Genomic DNA, 22458 nt, shown 5'->3' on the forward strand with positions numbered 1-22458 from the left:
GTGGCACGCCCACCGGTCATAGCCGTTGTTGGCCCCACCGGGTCCGGTAAGTCCGACCTCGCTGTCAACCTGGCCCTGGCCCTGGACGGCGAGGTGGTCAACGCCGACGCCATGCAGTTCTACCGTGGTATGGACATTGGCACGGCGAAAATCACCACCGCCGAACGCAGGGGAGTTCCCCACCACCTGCTCGACACCCTGGACGTCACCGAGGAAGCGAGCGTCTCGGACTTCCAGCGGCAGGCCCGCGCCATCATCGCGGACATCCACCAACGTGGTAGGCGCGCCATCCTGGCGGGCGGTTCCGGACTCTATGTCCGTGCGGCGCTGGACGTCCTGGAGTTCCCGGGAACCGACCCTGACGTACGCGGCCAGCTGGAAGCGGACTATGCGGCCGAAGGTTCCGGGCCGCTCCTTGCCCGGCTCCGTGTCGTCGACCCCATTTCGGCCGACCGCGTCTCGGATGCCCGGCGTATCATCAGGGCGCTGGAAGTCCACCAGCTCACTGGGCGGCCCTTCAGTTCTTTCATGCCCCGGCGGGAGTATTTCCAGCCCGCCCTCCAGATCGGACTGGCCGTAGACCGGGATCAGCTGCGCGAACGGCTGGCGCAGCGCGTTCACAGCATGGTGGATAAGGGGCTGCTGGAAGAGGTCCGCCGACTGGACGCGGCAGGCCTGCGCCGCGGCAAGACGGCCCCGCGGGCTTTGGGCTACTCCCAGTTCCTCAAAGTCCTCGACGGCGGCGCCACCGTCGAGGAAGCCGTCGAGGAGACCATCGTGGCGACCCGGCAGTTTGCCAGGCGGCAGCTGACCTGGTTCCGTGCCGATCCCCGGATCAGCTGGCTGGACTGGCAGGATCCCGAACTTGAAACCCGCGCGGCGGCGCTCTGCACCTGAACCCACGCAGTTCCCTCGCCGGGGGGCGGGTTTCTGTGGCCCTGCCTTTGGCCGGTAGCCTTGGAGCATGGACGCTACCCCTGCTGTGACTCTCGAGCCCGCCTTCGCCGCCTTGGGCGGACTCCGCTTCTCTAAAGGGCACGGTACAGGAAACGATTTTGTCCTGGTCGCTGACCCTGACGGTGTCCACACTATTGCCGCAGACCAGGTGGCCGCGCTGTGCGACAGGCACCGCGGCATAGGCGGCGACGGACTCATCCGCGCCGTGCCATCGCGATACCTGCCCGAGGGCCGGGAACTGCTCGAAGGAACACCGGACGCGGAATGGTTCATGGACTACCGCAACGGAGACGGTTCCCTGTCTGAGATGTGCGGCAACGGCGTCCGTGTGTTCGTCCACTTCCTCCGGGCCGAGGGCCTGGTTGACCTGCCCGACGGCGGGGCCCTGACCATCGGAACCCGCGGCGGGGTCAAGACCGTCGTCCGCACGGGCGAGGACTACGCCGTCGACATGGGCCCCTGGCAGTTCATCTTCCCCGGCGCGGCCACCGCCAAAGCTATGGACTCCCTGGTCACGGCCGATGGCCTGGAAGTACCCCGCCCCGCCATCTCCGTCAGCATGGGCAATCCGCACACCGTAGTGGCCCTCGCCGAGCTTTCCGAGCTGGAAGCCACCCGGCTCTTCACCGCACCGCATGTCGATCCAACACCCGTCAACGGAACCAACGTCGAATTCGTGGTCCCCGCGGAGCCGCTGGTGCACGACGGCGTAGGCACCATCACCATGAGGGTCCACGAACGCGGTGTCGGCGAAACGCAATCCTGCGGCACAGGCGCCTGCGCCGCTGCCGTGGCAATCCGGCATTGGGCCGGGGCCGGCGCACCAGACGCCTGGAACGTCAAGGTGCCAGGCGGCGTCGTCGGCGTTAAATTCTTTGCCGGAGCCGGTGGGCACGAGCACGTCGAACTCAGCGGCCCGGCCGTGATAGTGGCTAGCGGGACGCTTTCCTGACCCGCAGGATCCTGAAGGATTTGGCCGTGGCTTCCCGGGTGACGGTGAACGAGGCGTCCAGCTCCTGGGACAGCCAGCGCTGAAGGGAATCGGAGCCGAGGTTCTTTTGCACCACCAGCCATGCTGAGCCGCCAGGCGCCAGCCTCGGAATCCACAGCTTCAGCAGCGAGTGGAGTTCCTCCTTACCGATCCGGATCGGCGGGTTGGACCAGATCGTGTCAAAGCGGAGTTCCGGGTCCACGTCTTCCGGCATGCTGGCCGTCACGTTGCCCAGGCCGAGCGAAGCCGCATTTTCGTTTGTCAGCGTGATGCAGCGTTCGTTGACGTCCACGGCGTAGACATGGGCTGCCGGCGACTTCAGGGCCATCGTGAGCGCAATCGGACCCCAGCCGCAGCCGATGTCCAGCAGGTTTCCCGACGGCGACGGCGCCGGGACTTCGGCGAGCAAGACGGCGGTGCCCTTGTCTATCCCGTCAGGGCTGAAGATGCCACCGGATGTCTGCAGTGTGCGCGTTTCCCCAGCGAGATCCACCGTGAGCGGCTTGCGGGTAAAGGGCCCTGCGGGCGATGCGCTGAAATAGTGTGCGGACTCCATAACTGGCCAGATTAGTTGGCCCTGAAGCGTAAGGGAAACCGCGGGGGATCGGGTCTGCTAATCTGGAAGGCATGTTCCTGATCTTCGAGTAGCCGGCACGGGTTGAACCCGTCCCGCAGCCATGTCCCGCAGCGATGCAGGTTTCCTACCTTCCGCAGATGCGTCATCGACCAAGCTTTCGCCGGCTGGTCCGACCGCCGGGCAATACTCGAAGCCAGCCTCCCGCTGCGCCCCTCCTGACGTTGCCTGCGCATACCACTTCCTCCACCCCTACCGAAGGCGTGGATCCTACGCTGCACGCCATCGCTTGTACGGTGTGCGCAACAGACAGGAGTCCTGGATGACCGCCAGCCGTCAGCCCAGCGCGAATACGTCCCCACTCACCAGCAATCGGCACTATTCTGGAAATGCCGAATCTTCAAAGGAGACCATGACCAGCCAGCCCAACACCGGATCCGATCCAGCAGCCCAGGATATGAGCCCGGAGGAAATCCAAGCTGTCATCGACCGGATTCTTTCCAAGGATGTTCCGGCAAAACGAGGCCCCGCCGCAGAAGGCGACGGCAGGGCGGTGTTCGGCAAAGCCCAGGCGATCTCCCGCCTCGAAGAAGAACACAGCGCCTACGACGGCGACCAGCAGGACCTCGAGGAGCGCCGGGCACTCCGCCGCACGGCAGGGCTGTCCACGGAACTCGAAGACGTCACCGAAGTCGAATACCGTCAGTTGCGCCTCGAGCGCGTGGTCCTGGCTGGCCTGTGGGCCGAAGGAACGCTCGCGGACGCTGAGAACTCACTTCGTGAGCTTGCAGCGTTGGCCGAGACCGCCGGTTCGGAAGTCCTGGACGGCATGGTCCAGCGCCGAGCCAAACCGGACCCCGGAACCTTCCTAGGGTCAGGCAAAGCCCTGGAACTCAAGGAAATCGTGATGTCCACCGGCGCGGACACCGTAGTGGTGGACGCCGAACTGGCTCCCTCCCAGCGGCGCGGGCTGGAGGACATCGTCAAGGTCAAGGTCATTGACCGTACGGCCCTGATCCTGGACATTTTCGCCCAGCACGCCAAGAGCCGTGAGGGCAAGGCCCAAGTGGAACTGGCTCAGCTCGAATACTTGCTGCCACGCCTGCGCGGCTGGGGCGAATCCATGTCCCGCCAGGCTGGTGGCCAGGTGGGCGGCGCTGGCGCCGGTATGGGTTCGCGTGGTCCCGGTGAGACGAAAATCGAACTGGACCGTCGCCGGATCCGGACCCGCATGGCTAAGCTGCGGCGCGAGATCGCCGCGATGAAGCCGGCCCGGGAAACAAAACGGGCCAACCGGCGTCGTAATTCAGTGCCGTCCGTTGCCATAGCCGGCTACACCAACGCCGGGAAATCGTCGTTGCTGAACCGGCTGACGGACGCTGGCGTTCTGGTGGAGAACGCGTTGTTCGCCACCTTGGACCCGACCGTGCGCAAGGCGGAGACCGCGGATGGCCTGGGCTACACCCTGGCGGACACCGTGGGCTTTGTCCGCTCGCTTCCCACCCAGCTCGTGGAGGCATTCCGTTCCACACTGGAGGAAGTAGCGGACGCGGACCTTATCCTGCATGTGGTGGATGCCTCGCACCCGGACCCGGAAGGCCAGATCGCCGCCGTCCGCAAGGTGTTCAGCGAAGTCGATGCCCGCAAGGTGCCGGAAATCATCGTCCTGAACAAGGCAGACGCCGCGGATCCGTTTGTAATCGAACGCCTCAAGCAGCGCGAACCCCGCCATGTGGTGGTGTCGGCGCGGACCGGCGAAGGGATCGCGGAGCTGCTGCGCGAAATCAGCAGCTCGATCCCGCGGCCCAGCGTCAAGCTTGAACTCCTCATTCCCTACAATCGTGGCGACGTGATCAGCAAACTGCATGACACCGACGCGGAAATCCTCAGCCTTGACCATGGCGAGGACGGAACGCGGGCAGTGGTGATGGTCCGGGAAGGCCTCGCGGCTGAACTGGAATCATTCGTCAGCAATGGCTGAACCGGTGGCAGGTGAGCCTTCAGGCACGGCCGGCGAGCAGTTCGTGATCGAACTGCTCGACCGTGCCGTGGCCGGAATGGGCGGACAAAGCCGCAGCGGCCAGCACGAGATGGCCAGGCAGGTGGCCCGTGCCATCGAAACCGGCGACCACCTCCTGGTCCAGGCCGGCACTGGAACGGGAAAGTCGCTGGCTTACCTGATTCCGCTCATTGCGCACTCGCTGGTGAGCAACAAGCCCACCTTGGTTTCCACCGCAACGTTGGCACTGCAGACACAGATTGTGGGCCGGGACCTGCCACGGCTGCTGAAGACCATCACCCCGGCCCTGGACCGCCCCGTCAAGGTGGCGCTGGTGAAGGGTCGCTCCAACTACGTCTGCCGGCACAAGCTTGAAGGCGGGTTTCCCTCGGAGGAACCCTCCGAAGGCCAGCTTTTTTCCCTTGGCGAGGACACCAGCGTGCCGCACTTCGCAGCTGCTCTCGGGGGACCGGCGTCGCAGTTGGGCAAAGAGGTAGTGCGGCTGCGCGACTGGGCGCAAAAAACCACTACCGGCGACCGTGACGAACTCCTCCCGGGTGTCACGGACCGTGCCTGGCGGCAGGTTTCGGTGACGTCGATGGAATGCCTGGGGGCGCAGAAGTGCCCGATGGCCGCTGAATGCTTCAGCGAACTCGCCCGCCAGGACGCGGCCGACGCCGATGTTGTGGTCACCAACCACGCGATGCTCGCCGTCAGCGCGTTCGAGGGGCTGGCTGTCCTGCCCGAATACGACGTCGTGGTGGTTGACGAGGCGCACGAACTCCAGGACCGGGTGACCGGTGCGGTGTCCGGGCAGCTGTCCGTAGCGATGGTCCATGCGGCGGCTGCCGGAGCGCGGAAGCACACGGCCATTACGGTGGACGCCCTCAACGCTGCGGCCGCCAACCTGGAACTGGCATTGGCAGGGGTTCCCAACGGGCTCCTTCCCAACGGCCTAAATGACGAGCAGCTGGACTGCATCGACCAGCTGCGTGACGCTTGCAGGGCTGCCCTGTCCGACTCGAAGGGGGACAGCAGCCAGACGGCCGACGGCGGGCGCCAGCTCGCGCGCTCACGCCTGATGCTCATCCTGGAACTGTGTGAACGGCTGATCGTGGCCCGGGAGAACCGGGAAGTGGTGTGGTTCTCGCGCGCCAGCACCTTCGATCCGCAGCAAGGCTATGCGCAGCCCGACGACGCCGCACCGGCACTGATAAACATCGCACCGCTCAGCGTCGCAGGGAAGCTGCGCGAGGGACTGTTCGAAGGCCACACCGTTGTGCTGACCTCGGCCACACTTGCCATCGGCTCCGCTTTCGAGCCGGCCGCCGGCGGGCTGGGCCTTGTGGGTCCGGGCGCCCCGAGCTGGACGGGCATTGACGTCGGTTCCCCGTTTGACTACCCAAAGCAGGGAATACTGTACGTTGCCGGGCACCTGCCCAAGCCCGGGCGCGGTGTGTCCCCGGAGGCGCTGGAGGAGCTCGAGGCGCTGATCAGGGCCTCAGGCGGCGGTGCACTGTGCCTGTTCTCCTCACGCCGCGCCGCGGAAGAAGCAGCCGACGCCTTGCGGCCCCGTCTGGGACTGAGCATCCTCTGCCAGGGCGATTCCACGATGACCGCCTTGGTCAAGCAGTTCGCCGACGAGCCCGACACATGCCTCTTCGGAACCATGTCCCTGTGGCAGGGAGTGGACGTACCCGGCGGCTCCTGCCGGCTGGTGGTGATTGACCGCATTCCGTTCCCTCGGCCGGACGACCCCCTTATGACTGCCCGTTCCCGGGCCGTCGCCCAGGCCGGCGGCAACGGCTTTATGTCGGTCTCCGCCACTCATGCCGCCATCCGTCTTGCCCAGGGTGCCGGCCGGCTGATCCGGTCCACCGGGGACAAAGGTGTGGTGGCGGTGCTTGATTCACGGCTGGCAACCGAGAGGTACGCCGGGTTCCTCCGGGGTGCGCTGCCGCCCTTCTGGCCCACCACAGATCGCAAGATCGCGTTCGCGGCGCTGGAACGGCTGTCCAAAGAGCACGCCTGAGTTAACTGCGAAGATCAGCTGAGCCAGCCCTTGTGGGCGGGCTCAGCCCATCTTTTTGCTGCTGGGCAATGTACCTAGAGTGAACGCAGAACCGAAACGACCTTGCCCATGATGGTGGCGTGGTCGCCAAGGATGGGTTCGTACTGCGTGTTCTGCGGCAACAGCCACGTGTGGCCGTCCCGCTGGCGGAACGTCTTGACGGTTGCTTCGTCGTCCAGGAGGGCTGCGACGATGTCCCCGTTCACGGCGTCGGCCTGGCGCCTCACCACCACCCAGTCGCCATCGCAGATGGCCGCGTCCACCATGGAGTCTCCGGCCACCCTGAGCATAAAGAGCTCGCCCTGACCGACCAGTTGGCGGGGGAGGGGCATCACGTCTTCAACCACCTGGTCCGCAAGGATCGGCCCGCCGGCTGCGATCCGGCCCACCAGGGGAACCATGGCCGTATCCATGGCAGTGGAAAGCTCCGTTACCTTCCCGCCGCTGATGCCCCGCAGGGTTGCCGGTGCGGCCGAGCCCGGAGCCTTGGCAGTCCCGCCATCCAGGGTGAGCGGCATCAGGACCTCCATGGCCCGTGGCCGCTTAGGGTCCCGGCGCAGGTATCCCAACTTCTCCAACTGCGAGAGTTGATGCGTCACGCTGGAGAGGCTGGCCAGCCCCACGGTGTCGCCAATTTCGCGCATGGACGGGGGGTATCCGTTGTCATTGACTGAACGCTGGATCGTTTCCAGGATCTTCTTCTGACGGGCAGTCAGCCCCTTGGGAGTCCTCTGGGGCTGTGGACCCCGCTGGGTCGCCCTGCCGCCGGCTGCTGCTGCCATGTTAGCCAATGCCTTTCCGTTGCCCCGGTGCCTCCGGCGCCGGGTGCCGGGAGCCTCCGGCATTGATTGTCAGACCCTGCTGATCAACTACAGAGGTGGCTGTACTTCGGGTGGTTGATCCTTGCTTCAAACGTAGGCCAGCCGCAACACTTTTTCAAACATTTGTTCTAGCGAGTCTCGACAATGTTCGTTGATAAGTGCTAAAACAGAAGAAGCAAAGTTCGAACATGTGTTCTATTCACTTTCGGAAGCGTTCGAAGATTCGAATACTTCGGGAACGTCCGCTTCGCCGGACAAGCGAAAGGAACACTCCGGGCAGCAAAGCATGGTCCAGGAGGGCTCATTTCATGTCAGCGTTTTCAGCATCGCAGGACTCCCGTCCGCAGTTCGTCTCGGTACAGCACCTCACGTCAGTCCCGCCGGTCCGCCCCGGCAAGGAGCCGTTGCCGCCCCTTCGCCTGACGCGACGCGGACGGGTGGTCCTGATCGGCATCCCGCTGGTCCTGCTCGCTGTCCTGATCTTCCTGCTGGCGGGATTCTTGAACGCCCCCGCCAAGGCAGCAGACTCCGCAGCCGATCTCGCAGTCACACCGACAGTGTCTGTCACCGTGCAGTCCGGGGAGTCACTGTGGGCGATCGCGGCAGCGGTTGCACCCGAGCGCGATCCCCGCGACGTGATAGCGGACATCGTCCAGCTCAACAACCTCACTGCCGGCGCTGTCGTGCCAGGCCAGCAGCTGTTTGTGCCTGTGAAGTGACGCTGCCGCTCACCGTCACATTTTCGGGGTCCATGCTTCGGCACTAAACTGTTCAGGTGAATGACCAGCTAGAGCGTCTGAACCGCCTTCCCCTCCGCAGCAACCTCCGTGGCCTGACCCCGTACGGGGCTCCCCAGTTGGATGTTCCCATTCTGCTGAACGTCAACGAAAACACTCACGGCGTTCCTGCGGACGTACGGGCCGCGATCAGCGCAGCAGTCACCGAGGCAGCAGCCGGCCTGAACCGCTACCCGGACCGTGAATTTTCCGACCTCCGCGTTGCGCTGGCTGAATACCTTGGCCACGGTCTTGACGCAGCCAACATCTGGGCAGCCAACGGCTCTAACGAAGTGCTTCAGCAAATCCTCCAGGCGTTTGGCGGACCCGGCCGCACGGCCCTGGGTTTCCCTCCCACGTACTCCATGTACCCCCTACTGGCCAGCGGCACCGACACAAAGTACATTGCGGGCCAGCGCGCGCTCGGCTACGGCCTCAGCGCCGAATCAGCCGCCTTGCAGGTGAAGGAACTCCAGCCGAACATCGTTTTCCTGAGTTCGCCCAACAACCCCACCGGTACAGGGCTGGGGCTGGATGTTGTGGAGGCCGTGTACGCCGCCGGCGAGGAGAGCCAGACCATCGTGATTGTGGATGAGGCTTACCACGAATTTGCCCACGACGGTACGCCGAGCGCCCTGACCCTGCTGCCGGGCCGGGAACGCCTCATCGTCACCCGGACCATGAGCAAGGCCTTTGCCCTGGCCGGAGCCCGGTTGGGCTACATGGCTGCCGCACCCGAAGTGACGGACGCCCTGCGCCTCGTGCGGCTGCCGTACCACCTGTCCGCCGTCACGCAAGCCACGGCCTTGGCCGCCCTCCAGCACCGTGAGGCGCTGATGGCCGATGTTGAGGACATCAAGAAGCAGCGTGACCGCATCGTCTCGGAGCTCACACGGATGGGCCTCAAACCCGCCGCTTCGGACTCGAACTTCGTCTTTTTCGGCGGACTGGACCGGCCCCACGACGTCTGGCAGCAGCTGCTGGACTCCGGCGTCCTGATCAGGGACATCGGAATCCCCGGCCATTTGCGCGTCACAGCCGGGACTGAGACAGAAACCACTGCCTTCCTCACGTCCCTGGAAGCCATCCTGGCGAGCCAGGCAAAGCTGCCCGCCTAAACTTGAGTTAGCCGCGCTGCGCGTGCCGGCAATCACTCCTTCTTCGCAAAGGACACATGACCATGAGTTCCACCGGATCCAGCACTGCCGCGTCCCGCATCGCACGCATGGAGCGTGCCACCAGCGAATCGTCAGTACTCGTGGAGATCAACCTCGACGGAACCGGCGTCTCAGACATCGACACCTCGGTCCCGTTCTATGACCACATGCTCACGGCACTGTGCAAGCACTCGCTCATTGACATGACCGTCAAGGCCACCGGCGACACCCACATCGATGTCCACCACACCGTGGAAGACGTCGCCATTACCTTCGGTGAAGTCCTGCGCACAGCCCTCGGCAACAAGGCCGGCATCCGCCGCTTCGGCGAAGCCACCGTGCCGCTGGATGAAGCCCTGGCGCACGCGGTAGTTGATGTCTCCGGCCGGCCCTACCTGGTACACGGCGGCGAGCCTGCCGGCCAGGAGTACCACCTGATCGGTGGCCACTTCACCGGGTCGCTGACACGGCACGTCTTCGAGGCCATCACGCTGCACGCAGGCATCTGCCTGCACATGAACGTCATCGCCGGCCGGGACCCGCACCACATCGTCGAGGCACAGTTCAAGGCATTCGCCCGTGCATTGCGTGCAGCCGTGGAGCCAGATCCCCGTGTAGAAGGCATTCCGTCCACCAAGGGTGCCCTGTGAGCGGCCAGATCCTCCGCGATGGAGCCGTTATCGACCCGGCTTCCCTGAAGAAGCCGGAATCACCGGAAGGCAAGCCCACCGTCACCGTGCTCGACTACGGGTCCGGTAACGTCCGTTCCGCCGTGCGCGCCCTCGAACGGGCCGGGGCAGAAGTCATCCTCAGCTCCAAGCCCGAGGACGTACTGAACGCAGACGGCCTTGTGGTCCCCGGCGTCGGCGCGTTCGAAACGGTCATGCGCGAACTGAAAGCCGTGGATGGCATCCGCCTCATCGGCCGGCGCGTCGCCGGCGGGCGTCCAGTGCTGGGTATCTGCGTAGGCCTCCAGGTCCTGTTCGAGGCTGGTGTGGAACACGGCACCGAGGCCGAAGGCATGGGGGAGTGGCCCGGAAAGGTGGAACTCCTTCCGGCGGAGGTCGTGCCGCACATGGGCTGGAACACCGTCAAAGTGCCGGAAGGGTCCACGTTGTTCGCAGGCGTCGAGGACCAGCGTTTCTATTTCGTGCACTCCTACGGCGTCCAGGAATGGAACTTTGACGTGGTGCAGCCGCGTATGGCACCGCCCAAGGTCACCTGGTCCGAGCACGGCGCGCCGTTCATCGCTGCCGTGGAGAACGGACCGCTTTGCGCCACCCAGTTCCACCCGGAAAAATCCGGCGACGCCGGAGCCCGCCTCCTGCGCAACTGGGTGGACGCCCTGCGGAAGCCTGCACCCGCGGATGGCAACGCCTAGATGTGGTCCATTGTCCTGATGGGGCTCGCCGGCCTCCTGGTGGGCGGTGCCCTGTCCTTCCGGCAGCAGCACAAGCCGCTTTGGACCCAAATTGGCTTCTACGTCCTGGCCGGCATGTCCCTGCTGGCTGCCGCCCTGCTGACCTTTCCCGGAAGCTAGCCCGCACCGGGCCACCTCCCACTAACAGCTGCACACCTACCTGAGGATTCTGAGATGACCACCGCAAACGATCTGCCGGTTCTTGAACTGCTCCCCGCCGTCGACGTCGTGAACGGCCAGGCCGTCCGGCTGGTGCAGGGTGAGGCCGGCAGCGAAACGAGTTACGGCACTCCGTTGGAAGCCGCCCTCAACTGGCAGCAGCAGGGCGCCGAATGGGTACACCTGGTGGACCTCGACGCCGCGTTCGGCCGCGGCTCCAATGCAGAACTTCTCCGCGAAGTAGTGGGCCGCCTGGACATCAAGGTGGAGCTCTCCGGCGGACTTCGGGACGATGAATCACTGGAAGCTGCCTTGGACCTCGGCGTGGCACGGGTGAACCTTGGCACCGCGGCCCTGGAAAACCCGGAATGGACAGCCCGGGCCATCGACCGCTTTGGCGACAAAATCGCCGTCGGCCTCGACGTCCGCGGAACCACGCTGGCAGGCCGCGGCTGGACCAAGGAGGGCGGTGACCTCTGGGAGGTCCTCGGCCGCCTGGAGGACGCCGGCTGCGCCCGGTACGTTGTCACCGACGTCACCAAGGACGGCACCCTGCAAGGGCCCAATGTGGAATTGCTGCGCCAGATGGTGGAGAAGACCGGCAAGCCCGTGGTGGCGTCCGGCGGCATTTCCAGCCTTGATGACCTCAAGGTGCTCCGTTCCCTTGTCCCGCTGGGCGTCGAAGGCGCCATCGTGGGCAAGGCCCTCTACGCCGGAGCCTTCACGCTGCCCGAAGCCCTCGACGTCGCTGGCCGCCGCTAAGCCCCGGTCAGCCTGACAGGATGGAACCGAACGGCACTGCACCTGGCGTGGACAGCGCGTCCGGCAGCATTTCCGGCACGGCCGGACCGGCGCAGCGGCACCTGCCCGGCCACATCGCAGCAGCCCTCGCCGGAGCCGGTGGAGCGGCAGACTCGGCGGGCCGGCCGTGGCAGGGCCGAAGCCTGGCCGGGGACGACGGGAAGATCCACAACTTCGAGGACGACGACGGAACGGCCGACGCCGGATACCTCGCCGCGGTTGCGGCGCTTCGGAACGGAAGCGGAGACGAGGCGGCCGTCGTCGCCTCGCTGGCGACAGCAAGGGTGTTTATCCCCATCATTGCCCAGCTCGCGGAAGAAGCCGAAGGCGAAGACGGCCTGACGGCTGACAAGCAAGCTGACATGGCGCTCGTGATGCTGAAGGCAGCCGACGGCAGGACCGCAATGCCCGCCTTCACATCCGCCCAGGCGCTGTCCAATTGGCACCCGGATGCCCGGCCGGTGGCTGTGTACGCCGCGAGGGCTGCCCTCTCCGCGGTGTCGGAACAGGCCGAACTCCTGGTGCTGGACCCCGGTTCTGAGGTCACGTTTGTGGTCCGTCGTCCTGCCGTGTGGGCACTGGCCCAGCAACGCACCTGGGTGCCCTCCTACCTTGACCGCGAAGTGGCCGCCACCATAGCGGAGGCTGCTACCGGATTCCCCGCCGTCCGGAATATCGGACTCCTGCCTGGGGCCGGCGTCGCCTCAACTACTGGGACCGGTGACACGTTGCCGGGTGGGGGCGCGGGTCCCGAACTGCAGGTAGTGCTTTACCTTGAGGACGGCCTTGACGCCGCCGCGGTCCAGGAGCTCGTGGCCGGCCTCCAATCCGCCTGGTCCAGGAATGTATTGTTTGGGGAGCGGGTTGACTCGATCGAAATCAAGTTGAGGCGCGCTGTTCAATAGCTGACGGTCAGCGGGGAGACCCCTCGGGCTGCCCGCGGCAGACCAAAGGAATTTCCGTGAATTTCGCCCTATACCGGGAGCTGCTCTCAGTGCGCCCCATCAGGCGGCTGCTGCTCGTAGGCATGATTGCCCGTATCCCGCACTCCGCCGCCGGCGTCCTGCTGACCCTGCACATCGTCCTGACGCTGGACAAAGGCTACGCTGCCGCCGGGGCCGCCGCGGCCGTGATGACCATCGGCATAGCGCTCGGGGCGCCGTGGCGCGGCCGGCGCGTGGACACAGTGGGCCTGCGCAGGGCCCTCATCCCGTCGGTGGTTTCCGAAACAGTGATCTGGTCTGCGGTGCCCCACGTGACGTACGAATGGCTGCTGCCGCTGGTCTTCATCGGCGGGCTGCTGACCCTCCCGATCTTCAGCGTCCTCCGCCAGTCCCTGGGCGTCCTGGCAGACGGCGACCAGCGGCGGACCGCCTTCGCCCTGGACTCCATCACTACCGAGATGGTGTTCATGATCGGCCCCGCCGTCGGAGCCGTGGTGGCTACCAGCGGCTACTCCGTCCTGGGGCTGACCATCGTTGGCGTCTCCACCTCACTGGCAGGGCTGTTCCTGATGTGGTTCAACCCGCCCACCCGGAGCGTCGTCCAGACCGAGGAATGTGAGGCGGACCAACGCCACGCAGCGGAAGTAGCAGTGGTCTCCGCCGCACCGGCCCACGTCCAGGAGGCGGCGGCAGACCTGATGCCAGCCGCTACCCATGGCGGACCCGGTCTCCGGGGAAGGGTGGCCCACAACTTCGCGTGGTTCACGGCCACTGTCGCGGCCGTCTTTGCGGTTGCGGCGGGCGCCGGGATGGTGCTCAGCGGCACGGACGTCGGCATCGTCGCAGCTCTCGAAACAGGCGGACACCAAAGCGAGATCGGTATTGTGTTCCTTTTCTGGTGTGCCGCGTCCGTGGTCGGCGGCCTCGTTTATGGCGCGATGCACCGTCCGGTCTCGCCGATTGTCCTCCTTCTGGGAATGGCCGCCCTGACCATCCCGATGGGCTTCGCGCACGATACGTGGACTCTGGCGTTCGTCTCGATCCTGCCCGGCCTCCTGTGCGCTCCGGTGTTGTCCGCCGCGTCCGAGAAAGTGGCGGACCTGGTGGCTGAGGAACGTCGCGGAGAGGCAATGGGCTGGTACGGTTCCGCGCTGACTGCCGGCGTGGCACTCGGCGCACCGCTCGCGGGAATTTTTATTGACGGTATGGGGTCCTCCGGCGGGTTCGTGTCCGTCGGCGTCGCCGGCGTTGTGCTGTGCCTCGTGGGACTGGTGCTCCAGCAGCGCCGGCGCAGCCGCACCGCTGCCTGACGGCACCCGCATGACGACCCGCAAAATTGACGACGGCGGCGGGCTGGCCACCATGGTCAGCCCGCCGCCGTCGCCATCCTGCCCAACTAGGTAGCAGCAGGTGTCGTTTTGAGCGTCCAAAACGACATCTATTGCTACTTAGTTGGGCTTGGGGAGGGGAATGGGAGTTTGGGGGAGCGCTGGTTAGTTGACCGCGCCGGTGTACTTCTCGCCCGGACCCTTGCCCGGGGCGTCAGGGATGATCGACTCTTCGCGGAACGCCAGCTGCAGCGATCGCAGGCCATCGCGCAAGGGGCCGGCATGCTGGGACCCGATTTCCGGGGCGGCGGCGGTGACCAGCCCGGCGAGGGCTGTGATGAGCTTCCGGGCCTCGTCCAGGTCCTTGAGTTCCTCGGCGTTGTCCTCGGCAGCGAGGCCAAGCTTCACTGCGGCTGCGCTCATGAGGTGGACGGCCGCGGTGGTAATAACTTCGATGGCCGGAACTTCGGAGATGTCTCGGATTTGCTGGGCGACGTCCCCCTGGGCGTCGGCAGCCTGGTAAACGTGTGAATTACTGTCTGGGGTGCTCATACTGGTAAGCTTGTCACAGACCGACTGGATGTCGTTATTTGTTATGGATGATCCCCACCGGCGCTGGGATGCGCTGAGCGGGTTTTTTTCTGTAGAATGGCAGCCAGTTTGCAAGCGGAGTCCTCTCCCACCCGCGTCAGCCGTTTTCCCGAAGGAAGTATTTCCACAGGAAGCAAGGTTGCCGGGTACCTGGTCGGGCATCACCCAGCTTTTGCGGGGATGATGCGTGCATCCTCCGCGGAGGACCGCACATCCGATCTTCGAGGCCTTCGATTGCTCCGGCAATTGGGGGCCTTCTCTATTTTGCCGGTGGAATACCCCACAACAATCACAGGAGCTTTAACATTAGCGAGCCAAGAATCAATGAGCGTATCCGCGTCCCCGAGGTGCGGCTGGTCGGCCCTGCAGGTGAACAGGTAGGAATCGTCCGTATTGAGGATGCCCTGCGTTTGGCTGCCGAGTCCGACCTTGATCTCGTTGAAGTTGCACCTCAGGCGAAGCCTCCGGTGTGCAAGCTGATGGACTTCGGCAAGTACAAGTACGAGGCCGCCGTCAAGGCACGTGAAGCCCGGAAGAACCAGACGAACACAGTTCTGAAGGAAATCCGGTTCCGCCTGAAGATTGACACCCACGATTACGAGACCAAGCGCGGGCATGCACTGCGCTTCCTCGGCGCGGGTGACAAAGTCAAGGCAATGATCCAGTTCCGCGGCCGCGAGCAGCAGCGTCCGGAGATGGGCATCCGCCTGCTCCAGCGCTTTGCTGACGACGTCGCTGAGGTTGGCGTTGTTGAGTCCAGCCCCCGCATCGACGGCCGGAACATGGTCATGGTTGTGGGTCCGCTGAAGAACAAGGCAGAAGCCAAGGCAGAAGCACGCCGCGCCACGCAGCGTGCGGAGGCCAAAGCGCAGAACGAAGCCAAGGCCACAGGACGCATCGACGTCTCCGGCGACGACCAGGCACCGTTGACGCAGTCACTGGCTGATCTTCTCCCGGAAGGTTTCGCCATCACCACGGAGCCCGAGACCGAGGCACCCGAGGTTGAGGCGCCGGTTGAAACTCCCGCTGAAGCCGCCCCCGCAGCTGAGGCTCCTGTCAAGGAGGCCGCACCGCAGGAAGCCCCGAAGCAGGAAGCCCCGAAGCAGGAAGCGCCGAAGGTCGAGGCCCCGAAGGTTGAGGCCCCGAAGGCTGAAGCTCCCAAGGCGGCAGCCCCCAAGGCAGCACGGGCGCCAGTCAAGGCTCCGGAAGCCCCCAAGGCGCCCGCTGCAGCAAAGGTTCCGGAAGCGGCCAAGCCGGCCGCAGCGGTTCCGGCCCCGGCAGCGCCGAAGCCCGCCGCCGTCCCGATGCCGAAGCCTGTGGCACGGCCCGCAGCGCCGAAGCCTGCTGCGCGCCCCGCCCCCAAAGCGGCGCCGAAGCCGGCTGGCAAGAAGACTACTTAGTTCATAGCTGCCGGAGGCTCTCCTCCGGCAGCAAGCAACCAGCACGCCGCCCGCAGGGGCGGCTGCACGAAAGAACTGCAGACCCTGTCTGCGGATACGTAAGGAGATCGGTTCCCATGCCGAAGATGAAGACCCACAGTGGTGCTAAGAAGCGCTTCAAGCTGACCGGCAGCGGCAAGCTGCGCCGCCAGCAGGCCAACCGCCGCCACTACCTCGAGCACAAGTCCTCCAGGCTGACCCGTCGCCTTGCCGGCGACAAGATCGTCTTCAAGGGCGACGCCAAGGTCATCCGGAAGATGCTCGGCATCTAATTTCCAAGTTTTTTGGCCGCCTGCCTCCTGGCAGCAGCCACCTACCATAAAGCCTTCTCAGGCCGGCCGGATTTCCGGTAGTAGACGCTTGGGATCAGATTTGAAGGAGTACGCACGTGGCACGTGTGAAGAGGGCGGTAAACGCCCACAAGAAGCGCCGGGTTATCCTCGAACGCGCAAAGGGCTACCGGGGACAGCGTTCACGCCTGTACCGCAAGGCCAAAGAGCAGCTGCTGCACTCGTTTGTGTACAGCTACGGTGACCGTAAGAAGAAGAAGGGCGACTTCCGTCGCCTGTGGATCCAGCGCATCAACGCTGCATCCCGCGCCAACGGCCTCACCTACAACCGCCTGATCCAGGGCCTGAAGGCCGCTGAGGTCGAGGTTGACCGCCGCATGCTGGCCGAGCTGGCCGTCTCCGACGCCAATGCTTTCGCCGCGCTGGTGAAGATTGCCAAGGACTCCCTGCCCGCAGACACGTCCGCTCCCGCCGTCCAGGCTGAAGCCCCCAAGGCCAAGGCAGCCAAGGCTCCGAAGGCAAAGGCTGCTAAGAAGCCTGCTGCTAACGAAGCGGCTGTCTAACAGCCTCCCGTTCTGGGTAGTTCGAGAACCTGCTTGAACAGCAACTAAGGTTCTTATATGAACGAAACCGGGCGCCCGCAAGACCTTCCACTCTCAAACCCCCGAGCTGATCGGGTCAGGGACGTGGCAAGGCTTGCCGGGCGCCCGGCCCGTTTAAAGCGGGGCCGGTTCCTCGCCGAAGGCCCCCAGGCTGTACGCGAAGCCCTGCGCCTCCACCAGCAGCGGCTGGCAGCTGGCGCGCCGGGAGTGGTGCACGAGGTCTTTGCCAGCGAAGCTTGCCTCGACCGCTACCCGGAGTTCGAGGACCTCGCCGAAGGGACATCCGCGCGGCTGGCCACCGACGATGTGCTGGCCGCCATGGCGGACACCGTCAATCCCCAGGGCATCATCGCAGTTTGCGGCTTTGTTGACGTCAGCCTGGAGGAAGTGCTCGACGCCGGTCCCCGCCTTATCGCGGTCCTCTGCCAGGTCCGCGATCCCGGCAACGCCGGAACAGTGCTGCGTGCAGCCGATGCCGCGGGCGCTGACGCCGTGGTCCTCACCGGAGCCAGCGTGGACATCTACAACCCCAAAGCCGTCCGGTCAACGGCCGGGTCCCTGTTCCATTTGCCGGTGGTCCTTGGGGCCGACATTGACGAGGTTGCCTCGGCGTGCCGTTCCCGGGGGATAGGGCTGCTGGCCGCGGATGGCTACGGGACCCTCAACCTGGACACCCTGCAGGACGAGAACGCAGCCCGACGGCTGGGTGCGTCCGCCACCGAATCGGCCTACCCACTGGAAAGCCCTACGGCCTGGTTGTTTGGAAACGAAGCACAAGGGCTTTCGGAGGCTGAACTCGCCCTGGCTGACCACCGGGTGGCAGTGCCTGTCTACGGGGCGGCCGAGAGCCTCAATCTCGGTACCGCAGCAACGGTCTGCCTTTATGCCAGCGCACGGTCCCAACAGGGCAGCCTGCCGGTGTCGGCCGCAGCGGCAGCATCAGCGGGTTGATCACGCGGGGACTGTGGCCTGGACTTTCGATCCGCAACTTAAATGGCAGGGCCCCGGATGTTCATCCGGGGCCCTTGCGGTGAAATTCTAAATAGTAGGACGGGAATCAGGGTGCGCGCGTGCTTTTGCTGCGTCCCGTGATTGCGCCGTAGACGCCGGCGACTACCAGGCCGCCAACGATGGCGAGGATCCACGTGCCGAGGTCAAAGAATGCAAGGTCGCCCCTGTTGAAAAGCAGGCTGCCAATCCAGCCGCCTACAATTGCACCAACCACACCAAGAACAAGGCTGGTGACCCAGCCGCCGCCCACTCTGCCGGGCATTACGGCCTTAACAATGGCCCCCACTATGAGGCCGAGAATAATCCAAGCAAGAAAACCCATGTCTCCTCCTTATTTATTCGCCGGGACGAAATCTTCCCGATATTGCATCAAGCTAACACACAGCCCCCTTATTGTCAGTAGCCTTACGGCCTGTACGGGGTGCGTGTCCCACACCTCGGCAGGTACGGTGTTCATGGGCGGAGCCGTGGCCGGCGCCGCGTTTTTCCTGTCCCAGCCCTGTAATCCTTAAGAGGTGAAGCCCACGTGGCTGCAACTGGCGGTACCAAGGCGATCGTCGCGGCCCTTGCCGCAAACCTGACAATCGCCGTCCTCAAATTCGTCGCATACATCCTGACACTTTCGTCCTCGATGCTCGCCGAAGCCATCCACTCCCTGGCTGACTCCGGCAACCAGATCCTGCTGCTGGTGGGCGGAAAACGGGCCAAGCGGGCCGCAAGTCCCGAGCACCCCTTTGGGTACGGGCGCGAGCGCTACATCTACGCCTTCATTGTTTCCATCGTGCTGTTCAGCGTCGGCGGCCTCTTTGCCCTCTATGAGGCGTGGGAGAAACTGCAGCACCCGCATGCCATCGAAGGCGCCTTCTGGTGGGTTCCGCTGGCAGTTCTGGTGGGCGCAATCATCGCGGAGTCCTTTTCCTTCCGCACCGCAATTATCGAATCGAACCACGTGCGAGGGAAGCAGAACTGGGTCAGCTTTGTGCGTACCGCGAAGCAGCCCGAACTTCCCGTAATCCTGCTCGAGGACCTCGGCGCGTTGGTTGGCCTGATTTTCGCCCTTTTCGGCGTGGGGCTCACCCTCCTGACCGGCAACGGTGTGTGGGACGCCATCGGCACCGGCATGATCGGCATCCTGCTGGTGCTGATCGCCGTCGTTCTTGCTCTCGAAACCAAGTCGCTGCTGCTGGGTGAATCTGCCAGCAAGGATGACAGCCACAAAATCCACCGCGCCATCGAGTCTGGTGGGACGCGCGTTATCCACCTGAAGACCCTCCACCTTGGTCCGGAAGAACTGCTTGTGGCGGCGAAAATTTCCGTCGGCGCAGCCGATGCAGGCCGTGACATCGCTGCGGCCATCGATGGAGCAGAAGAAAGGATCCGGGCAGCGGTTCCGATCGCCCGCGTCATTTACCTGGAACCTGACCTCCACCGTGCAGACACCGGGGGCACAGCGCCATCGGAAGCCCCGGCCGGCAAAGCGGGGGAGCAGGACGCCAAAGCCTGAGTCTGCCATGGGACATAGCCCTTGGCCGCTGGCCGCCGATTCACTGGATCAGGCGGTCAGCGGTTTTTTGCGTTCCAGCAGCCCGCTGATGATGGCCACACCCAAGCCAAGGATGGCAAGGACGGCTCCTACAAGGGCTGGAGCAACATAGCCCCAGCCCCAGGCGATCACCACACCCCCCAGGAAGGCGCCCAGTGCGTTGGCGACGTTCAGCGCCGCGTGGTTGAGGGAGGAAGCGAGTGAAGGTGCGTCCGGGGAAGCATCCAGCAGGCGGGTCTGCAGTGCCGGTACCAGCATCGAGCCGGCCGCACCCACAACAAACACCATGACAAACGCGGACCACGGCCATTGCGCAGCGACGGCATAAACCACCAGCGCCACGGCGATGCCAGGCAGCACCCGGTAGATGGTTCCCATCACGGACCTGTCGGCGATCCGGCCACCCACGATATTGCCGGCGACCATGCCCAGCCCATAGAGTGCGACCACCAGCGGGATCAGGGACGACGGGATGCCCGCCACTGATGTCATGGTGTGGGCTATGTAGGTGTACGTGGCGAAAAAGCCGCCGAAGCCGACAATGCCAATCAAGATGGCCAGCCAGACCTGAAGACGCTTCAGCGCCCCGAGTTCGCGCCGGATGCTGGCATCGGGGTGCGCCGCCTGGAATGGCACGAACCTCCAGAGCAGCGCCAGGGTCAACAGTCCGATGGCCCCCACCAGGACAAACAGCAGGCGCCAGCCGAATGCTTGGCCCACCCACGTGGCCAGCGGCACGCCGACGACGTTGGAGACAGTCAATCCGGCCATCACCATGGAGATGGCCCACCCCCGGCGGGTGGGCGACACGAGCGACGCGGCGATGACAGCCGCCACACCGAAGAACGCGCCGTGGGGCAGACCGGCGGCAAAGCGGGAGACCAACATGGTGCCGTAGTCCGGGGCCAGGAACGAGGTCAGGTTGGCAAGGCTGAAGAAGAGCATCAGTCCAAGGGCCAGGTGTTTTCGCGGCAGTTTGGCTCCGACTGCGGCCAGCAGGGGTGCGCCCACCACCACGCCCAGGGCGTAGGCAGAAATGAGGTGTCCGGCTTCCGGCGTGCTGATGCCAAGGCCCACTTCCACTTCCTTGAGCAGGCCCATCATAGTGAACTCTGTCACGCCGATCCCGAAGCCTCCCATCGCCAGCGAAATGATGGCGGGCGCGATGCCGGGGGACTGGGTTTTCCGGGCGGTGGGTGACTGGATGACGCTGCTCATGTGCCTGCTTTTTCGAAAGGGGAGTGGATTGTGGCGCACGCCCGCGGGCACCTCATCAATTGTCCCCCATAGACTGGAAGGGTGACTGGACGGATACAGGTAGTTGGCGGCGCAATCCTTGACTCGTTAGCGGAGCCCACCCGGATGCTGGTGGCCAGGCGGACGGCTCCTGAGCAGTTCGCCGGGCTCTGGGAATTCCCCGGCGGGAAAGTGGAAGCCGGCGAACAAGGCGAGGCCGCACTACACCGGGAACTCAGGGAAGAACTGGGCGTCGAGGTCCGCCTCGGGGAGGAACTGCCCGCCGCAACGCCCGCTGGCTGGCGCCTGAACGAGCGCGCGAGCATGCGGGTGTGGCTTGCGGAAATTTCGGACGGCGAGCCCCGGCCGCTCGAAGACCACGACCTGCTGCGGTGGATCAGCACCACCAACCGTGACGAAGCTCTCAGCCTTCCGTGGATCCCGGCCGACTTCCCGATTGTCCGGGCCCTCCTGGAATCCTTGGGCACGCTCGTGGGTTCAAGCGCTCCCCGCTGAACTATTTCCCCCAGGCGTTCGCTAGAACAACGTGGGCTGCTGCTTAAGGCCGGAGGCGGCCGGTGGGGAATCTGCAGCCGGCTTTTCCTGTGTACCGGCAAAGTGGGCAGGCGGAATGCTCCCGGCGGGATACTGTGCTTCCTCGCCGCGGGGATCGTCCTCAAGGTCACGGTGGCTGAAACCGTGGCCGCTTGAAAAGCCATGCCGCTGCTTGAAGTAGCGGACCTTTGCCGCCAGCCACGCGCGGTATTCCTTGGAGGCGTAGGATCCCGTGCCGTAGAGGCGCCGGTACCTGCCAGCCAGCTCCGGGTGGTTCCTGGCAATCCACTGCATGAACCATTCCCGGGTGCCCGGCTTCAGGTAGAGGGCTCCGGCGGTGACGCCCGTAGCTCCCGCGGCAGCCAGGGAAGCGAACAGGGAATCCAATGCTTCATCACTGTCCGAGAGCCACGGCAGGATGGGCATGGCCATGACACCGCAGGGGAGCCCGGCATCGCGTAGCCGGGAGACCAGTTTCAGCCTTGCCCTCGGGCCCGGAGTGCCCGGCTCCACGGCCTCAGACAGTGCTTCGTCCGTCATGGCCAACGAGATGCCGACACCCACCGGCACCTGGGCGGCAGCCCTCTTCAACAGAGGAATGTCGCGGGCCAGCAGCGTCCCCTTCGTGAGGATGGACAGCGGGGTGCCGGAGTCCGCCAATGCGGTGATGATGCCCGGCATGAGCTGGTAACGGCCCTCCGCACGCTGATAGGGGTCGGTGTTGGTGCCGAGAGCCACCTGATGGCGGCCCCAGGAAGGCTTGGCCAACTCTTTCCGGAGGACTTCTGCGGCATTGACTTTGACCACCACTTGGCTGTCGAAGTCAAGGCCGGCGTCGAAATCGAGATACGTGTGGCTCTTGCGTGCAAAACAATAGACGCAGGCATGGCTGCAGCCACGGTACGGGTTCACCGTCCACTCGAATGGCATCCTTGAACCGGCAACCACCTTGTTGAGCACCGATTTGGCAGTGACCTCATGGAAGGTGATGCCGGCGAACTCGGGAGTGGTAACCGAACGGACCAATCCGGCGAGGGGGAGCAGGGCCGGTGATGCCACGCTTCCGGCGTCATTGCCGGGCCGCGGCATCAGTGCTTGTGCATCCCATCTCATGCCTCTATTCGAAGATATGTTCGAACTTAAGTCAAGGATGGGTGCGATACGGCGAGCCGAAAGAGTTGCGTCAGCCTGAA

Annotated in this window: 24 protein-coding genes; 18 read left to right on the plus strand and 6 right to left on the minus strand. The window is 64.8% G+C overall.

Annotation, left to right across the window (positions count from 1 at the left end):
- Entirely contained in the window at positions 1-897 is an 897-nt protein-coding gene (gene miaA / locus ACLKOZ_RS11240) for a tRNA (adenosine(37)-N6)-dimethylallyltransferase MiaA (RefSeq protein ID WP_436475098.1), read from the plus strand.
- Between the two features lie 67 nt (positions 898-964).
- Positions 965-1909, plus strand: a complete 945-nt coding sequence (gene dapF, locus ACLKOZ_RS11245; protein WP_337352221.1) for a diaminopimelate epimerase — start codon at positions 965-967, stop codon at positions 1907-1909.
- Here the strand turns inward: dapF and ACLKOZ_RS11250 are convergent.
- Positions 1890-2504, minus strand: coding sequence for a class I SAM-dependent methyltransferase (locus ACLKOZ_RS11250; RefSeq protein WP_337347638.1), 615 nt, complete (start codon positions 2502-2504; stop codon positions 1890-1892). The genes dapF and ACLKOZ_RS11250 overlap by 20 nt on opposite strands.
- Positions 2505-2934: 430 nt before the next feature.
- On the opposite strand from ACLKOZ_RS11250, the gene hflX reads away from it, so the two are divergent.
- Positions 2935-4503 (plus strand): GTPase HflX, encoded by a 1569-nt coding sequence (hflX, locus tag ACLKOZ_RS11255; protein ID WP_337347639.1) that lies wholly within the window; start codon positions 2935-2937, stop codon positions 4501-4503.
- On the plus strand, positions 4496-6553 hold the full coding sequence (locus tag ACLKOZ_RS11260) for an ATP-dependent DNA helicase (RefSeq protein WP_337352220.1): 2058 nt from the start codon (positions 4496-4498) through the stop codon (positions 6551-6553). The genes hflX and ACLKOZ_RS11260 overlap by 8 nt, the downstream gene beginning before the upstream one ends.
- A gap of 74 nt (positions 6554-6627) precedes the next feature.
- On the opposite strand, the gene lexA is transcribed toward ACLKOZ_RS11260, so the two are convergent.
- Complete coding sequence (gene lexA, locus ACLKOZ_RS11265) at positions 6628-7374, minus strand: transcriptional repressor LexA (RefSeq protein WP_337352219.1); 747 nt, start codon at positions 7372-7374, stop codon at positions 6628-6630.
- A gap of 347 nt (positions 7375-7721) precedes the next feature.
- Between lexA and ACLKOZ_RS11270 the strand changes: the two genes are divergently transcribed.
- The 8 genes from ACLKOZ_RS11270 (at position 7722) to ACLKOZ_RS11305 (ending at position 13980) form a co-directional block, all read left to right on the plus strand.
- Entirely contained in the window at positions 7722-8132 is a 411-nt protein-coding gene (locus ACLKOZ_RS11270; RefSeq protein WP_436475102.1) for a LysM peptidoglycan-binding domain-containing protein, read from the plus strand.
- Positions 8133-8188: 56 nt separating this feature from the next.
- On the plus strand, positions 8189-9307 hold the full coding sequence (locus tag ACLKOZ_RS11275) for a histidinol-phosphate transaminase (protein WP_436475104.1): 1119 nt from the start codon (positions 8189-8191) through the stop codon (positions 9305-9307).
- A gap of 62 nt (positions 9308-9369) precedes the next feature.
- Positions 9370-9996, plus strand: a complete 627-nt coding sequence (gene hisB / locus ACLKOZ_RS11280; protein WP_337352216.1) for an imidazoleglycerol-phosphate dehydratase HisB — start codon at positions 9370-9372, stop codon at positions 9994-9996.
- Entirely contained in the window at positions 9993-10727 is a 735-nt protein-coding gene (gene hisH, locus ACLKOZ_RS11285) for an imidazole glycerol phosphate synthase subunit HisH (protein ID WP_337352215.1), read from the plus strand. Before hisB ends, hisH begins: the two co-directional genes overlap by 4 nt.
- Positions 10728-10886, plus strand: coding sequence for a hypothetical protein (locus tag ACLKOZ_RS11290; RefSeq protein ID WP_337347646.1), 159 nt, complete (start codon positions 10728-10730; stop codon positions 10884-10886).
- Positions 10887-10940: 54 nt separating this feature from the next.
- On the plus strand, positions 10941-11687 hold the full coding sequence (priA, locus tag ACLKOZ_RS11295) for a bifunctional 1-(5-phosphoribosyl)-5-((5-phosphoribosylamino)methylideneamino)imidazole-4-carboxamide isomerase/phosphoribosylanthranilate isomerase PriA (RefSeq protein WP_436475107.1): 747 nt from the start codon (positions 10941-10943) through the stop codon (positions 11685-11687).
- 20 nt (positions 11688-11707) lie between these two features.
- On the plus strand, positions 11708-12631 hold the full coding sequence (locus tag ACLKOZ_RS11300) for an SseB family protein (RefSeq protein WP_436475109.1): 924 nt from the start codon (positions 11708-11710) through the stop codon (positions 12629-12631).
- A gap of 56 nt (positions 12632-12687) precedes the next feature.
- Positions 12688-13980, plus strand: a complete 1293-nt coding sequence (locus tag ACLKOZ_RS11305; RefSeq protein WP_337352213.1) for an MFS transporter — start codon at positions 12688-12690, stop codon at positions 13978-13980.
- Between the two features lie 183 nt (positions 13981-14163).
- On the opposite strand, the gene ACLKOZ_RS11310 is transcribed toward ACLKOZ_RS11305, so the two are convergent.
- Positions 14164-14550: a DUF1844 domain-containing protein gene (locus tag ACLKOZ_RS11310; protein WP_310166219.1), complete on the minus strand. Its 387-nt coding sequence runs from the start codon at positions 14548-14550 to the stop codon at positions 14164-14166.
- A 386-nt stretch (positions 14551-14936) separates the two neighbouring features.
- Here ACLKOZ_RS11310 and infC point away from each other — a divergent pair, with 386 nt between their 5' ends.
- From infC to ACLKOZ_RS11330, 4 genes are all read left to right on the plus strand, one after another.
- Positions 14937-15989 carry a translation initiation factor IF-3 gene (infC, locus tag ACLKOZ_RS11315; RefSeq protein WP_436475111.1) on the plus strand — a complete coding sequence of 351 codons (1053 nt, stop codon included), beginning with the start codon at positions 14937-14939 and terminating at the stop codon, positions 15987-15989.
- 116 nt (positions 15990-16105) lie between these two features.
- Positions 16106-16300 (plus strand): 50S ribosomal protein L35, encoded by a 195-nt coding sequence (gene rpmI, locus ACLKOZ_RS11320; RefSeq protein WP_009358635.1) that lies wholly within the window; start codon positions 16106-16108, stop codon positions 16298-16300.
- A gap of 116 nt (positions 16301-16416) precedes the next feature.
- Complete coding sequence (gene rplT / locus ACLKOZ_RS11325; RefSeq protein ID WP_436475114.1) at positions 16417-16881, plus strand: 50S ribosomal protein L20; 465 nt, start codon at positions 16417-16419, stop codon at positions 16879-16881.
- A 57-nt stretch (positions 16882-16938) separates the two neighbouring features.
- Complete coding sequence (locus ACLKOZ_RS11330) at positions 16939-17871, plus strand: TrmH family RNA methyltransferase (RefSeq protein WP_436475116.1); 933 nt, start codon at positions 16939-16941, stop codon at positions 17869-17871.
- A gap of 106 nt (positions 17872-17977) precedes the next feature.
- Here ACLKOZ_RS11330 and ACLKOZ_RS11335 read toward each other — a convergent pair whose 3' ends face one another.
- On the minus strand, positions 17978-18253 hold the full coding sequence (locus ACLKOZ_RS11335; protein WP_337347653.1) for a GlsB/YeaQ/YmgE family stress response membrane protein: 276 nt from the start codon (positions 18251-18253) through the stop codon (positions 17978-17980).
- 204 nt (positions 18254-18457) lie between these two features.
- On the opposite strand from ACLKOZ_RS11335, the gene ACLKOZ_RS11340 reads away from it, so the two are divergent.
- A complete protein-coding gene (locus tag ACLKOZ_RS11340) occupies positions 18458-19435 on the plus strand; it encodes a cation diffusion facilitator family transporter (RefSeq protein WP_436475118.1) in 978 nt (325 codons plus the stop codon).
- Positions 19436-19483: 48 nt separating this feature from the next.
- Here ACLKOZ_RS11340 and ACLKOZ_RS11345 read toward each other — a convergent pair whose 3' ends face one another.
- A complete protein-coding gene (locus ACLKOZ_RS11345; protein ID WP_337347655.1) occupies positions 19484-20692 on the minus strand; it encodes an MFS transporter in 1209 nt (402 codons plus the stop codon).
- Between the two features lie 81 nt (positions 20693-20773).
- On the opposite strand from ACLKOZ_RS11345, the gene ACLKOZ_RS11350 reads away from it, so the two are divergent.
- Entirely contained in the window at positions 20774-21226 is a 453-nt protein-coding gene (locus ACLKOZ_RS11350; protein ID WP_436475121.1) for a (deoxy)nucleoside triphosphate pyrophosphohydrolase, read from the plus strand.
- Between the two features lie 21 nt (positions 21227-21247).
- On the opposite strand, the gene ACLKOZ_RS11355 is transcribed toward ACLKOZ_RS11350, so the two are convergent.
- On the minus strand, positions 21248-22378 hold the full coding sequence (locus ACLKOZ_RS11355) for an Rv2578c family radical SAM protein (RefSeq protein ID WP_436475123.1): 1131 nt from the start codon (positions 22376-22378) through the stop codon (positions 21248-21250).
- Positions 22379-22458: the final 80 nt, after the last annotated feature.

This window comes from Arthrobacter sp. R4, assembly GCF_051365025.1.
Classification (GTDB): domain Bacteria; phylum Actinomycetota; class Actinomycetes; order Actinomycetales; family Micrococcaceae; genus Arthrobacter.

Excerpts from the sequence above, each read along its gene's own strand:
- dapF (WP_337352221.1), top strand. The coding sequence starts at position 965 with ATGGACGCTACCCCTGCTGTGACTCTCGAGCCCGCCTTCGCCGCCTTG.
- ACLKOZ_RS11250 (WP_337347638.1), bottom strand. The coding sequence starts at position 2,504 with ATGGAGTCCGCACACTATTTCAGCGCATCGCCCGCAGGGCCCTTTACC.
- hflX (WP_337347639.1), top strand. The coding sequence starts at position 2,935 with ATGACCAGCCAGCCCAACACCGGATCCGATCCAGCAGCCCAGGATATG.
- ACLKOZ_RS11260 (WP_337352220.1), top strand. The coding sequence starts at position 4,496 with ATGGCTGAACCGGTGGCAGGTGAGCCTTCAGGCACGGCCGGCGAGCAG.
- lexA (WP_337352219.1), bottom strand. The coding sequence starts at position 7,374 with ATGGCAGCAGCAGCCGGCGGCAGGGCGACCCAGCGGGGTCCACAGCCC.
- ACLKOZ_RS11270 (WP_436475102.1), top strand. The coding sequence starts at position 7,722 with ATGTCAGCGTTTTCAGCATCGCAGGACTCCCGTCCGCAGTTCGTCTCG.
- hisB (WP_337352216.1), top strand. The coding sequence starts at position 9,370 with ATGAGTTCCACCGGATCCAGCACTGCCGCGTCCCGCATCGCACGCATG.
- ACLKOZ_RS11290 (WP_337347646.1), top strand. The coding sequence starts at position 10,728 with ATGTGGTCCATTGTCCTGATGGGGCTCGCCGGCCTCCTGGTGGGCGGT.
- priA (WP_436475107.1), top strand. The coding sequence starts at position 10,941 with ATGACCACCGCAAACGATCTGCCGGTTCTTGAACTGCTCCCCGCCGTC.
- ACLKOZ_RS11300 (WP_436475109.1), top strand. The coding sequence starts at position 11,708 with ATGGAACCGAACGGCACTGCACCTGGCGTGGACAGCGCGTCCGGCAGC.
- ACLKOZ_RS11310 (WP_310166219.1), bottom strand. The coding sequence starts at position 14,550 with ATGAGCACCCCAGACAGTAATTCACACGTTTACCAGGCTGCCGACGCC.
- rpmI (WP_009358635.1), top strand. The coding sequence starts at position 16,106 with ATGCCGAAGATGAAGACCCACAGTGGTGCTAAGAAGCGCTTCAAGCTG.
- ACLKOZ_RS11330 (WP_436475116.1), top strand. The coding sequence starts at position 16,939 with ATGAACGAAACCGGGCGCCCGCAAGACCTTCCACTCTCAAACCCCCGA.
- ACLKOZ_RS11335 (WP_337347653.1), bottom strand. The coding sequence starts at position 18,253 with ATGGGTTTTCTTGCTTGGATTATTCTCGGCCTCATAGTGGGGGCCATT.
- ACLKOZ_RS11345 (WP_337347655.1), bottom strand. The coding sequence starts at position 20,692 with ATGAGCAGCGTCATCCAGTCACCCACCGCCCGGAAAACCCAGTCCCCC.
- ACLKOZ_RS11355 (WP_436475123.1), bottom strand. The coding sequence starts at position 22,378 with ATGAGATGGGATGCACAAGCACTGATGCCGCGGCCCGGCAATGACGCC.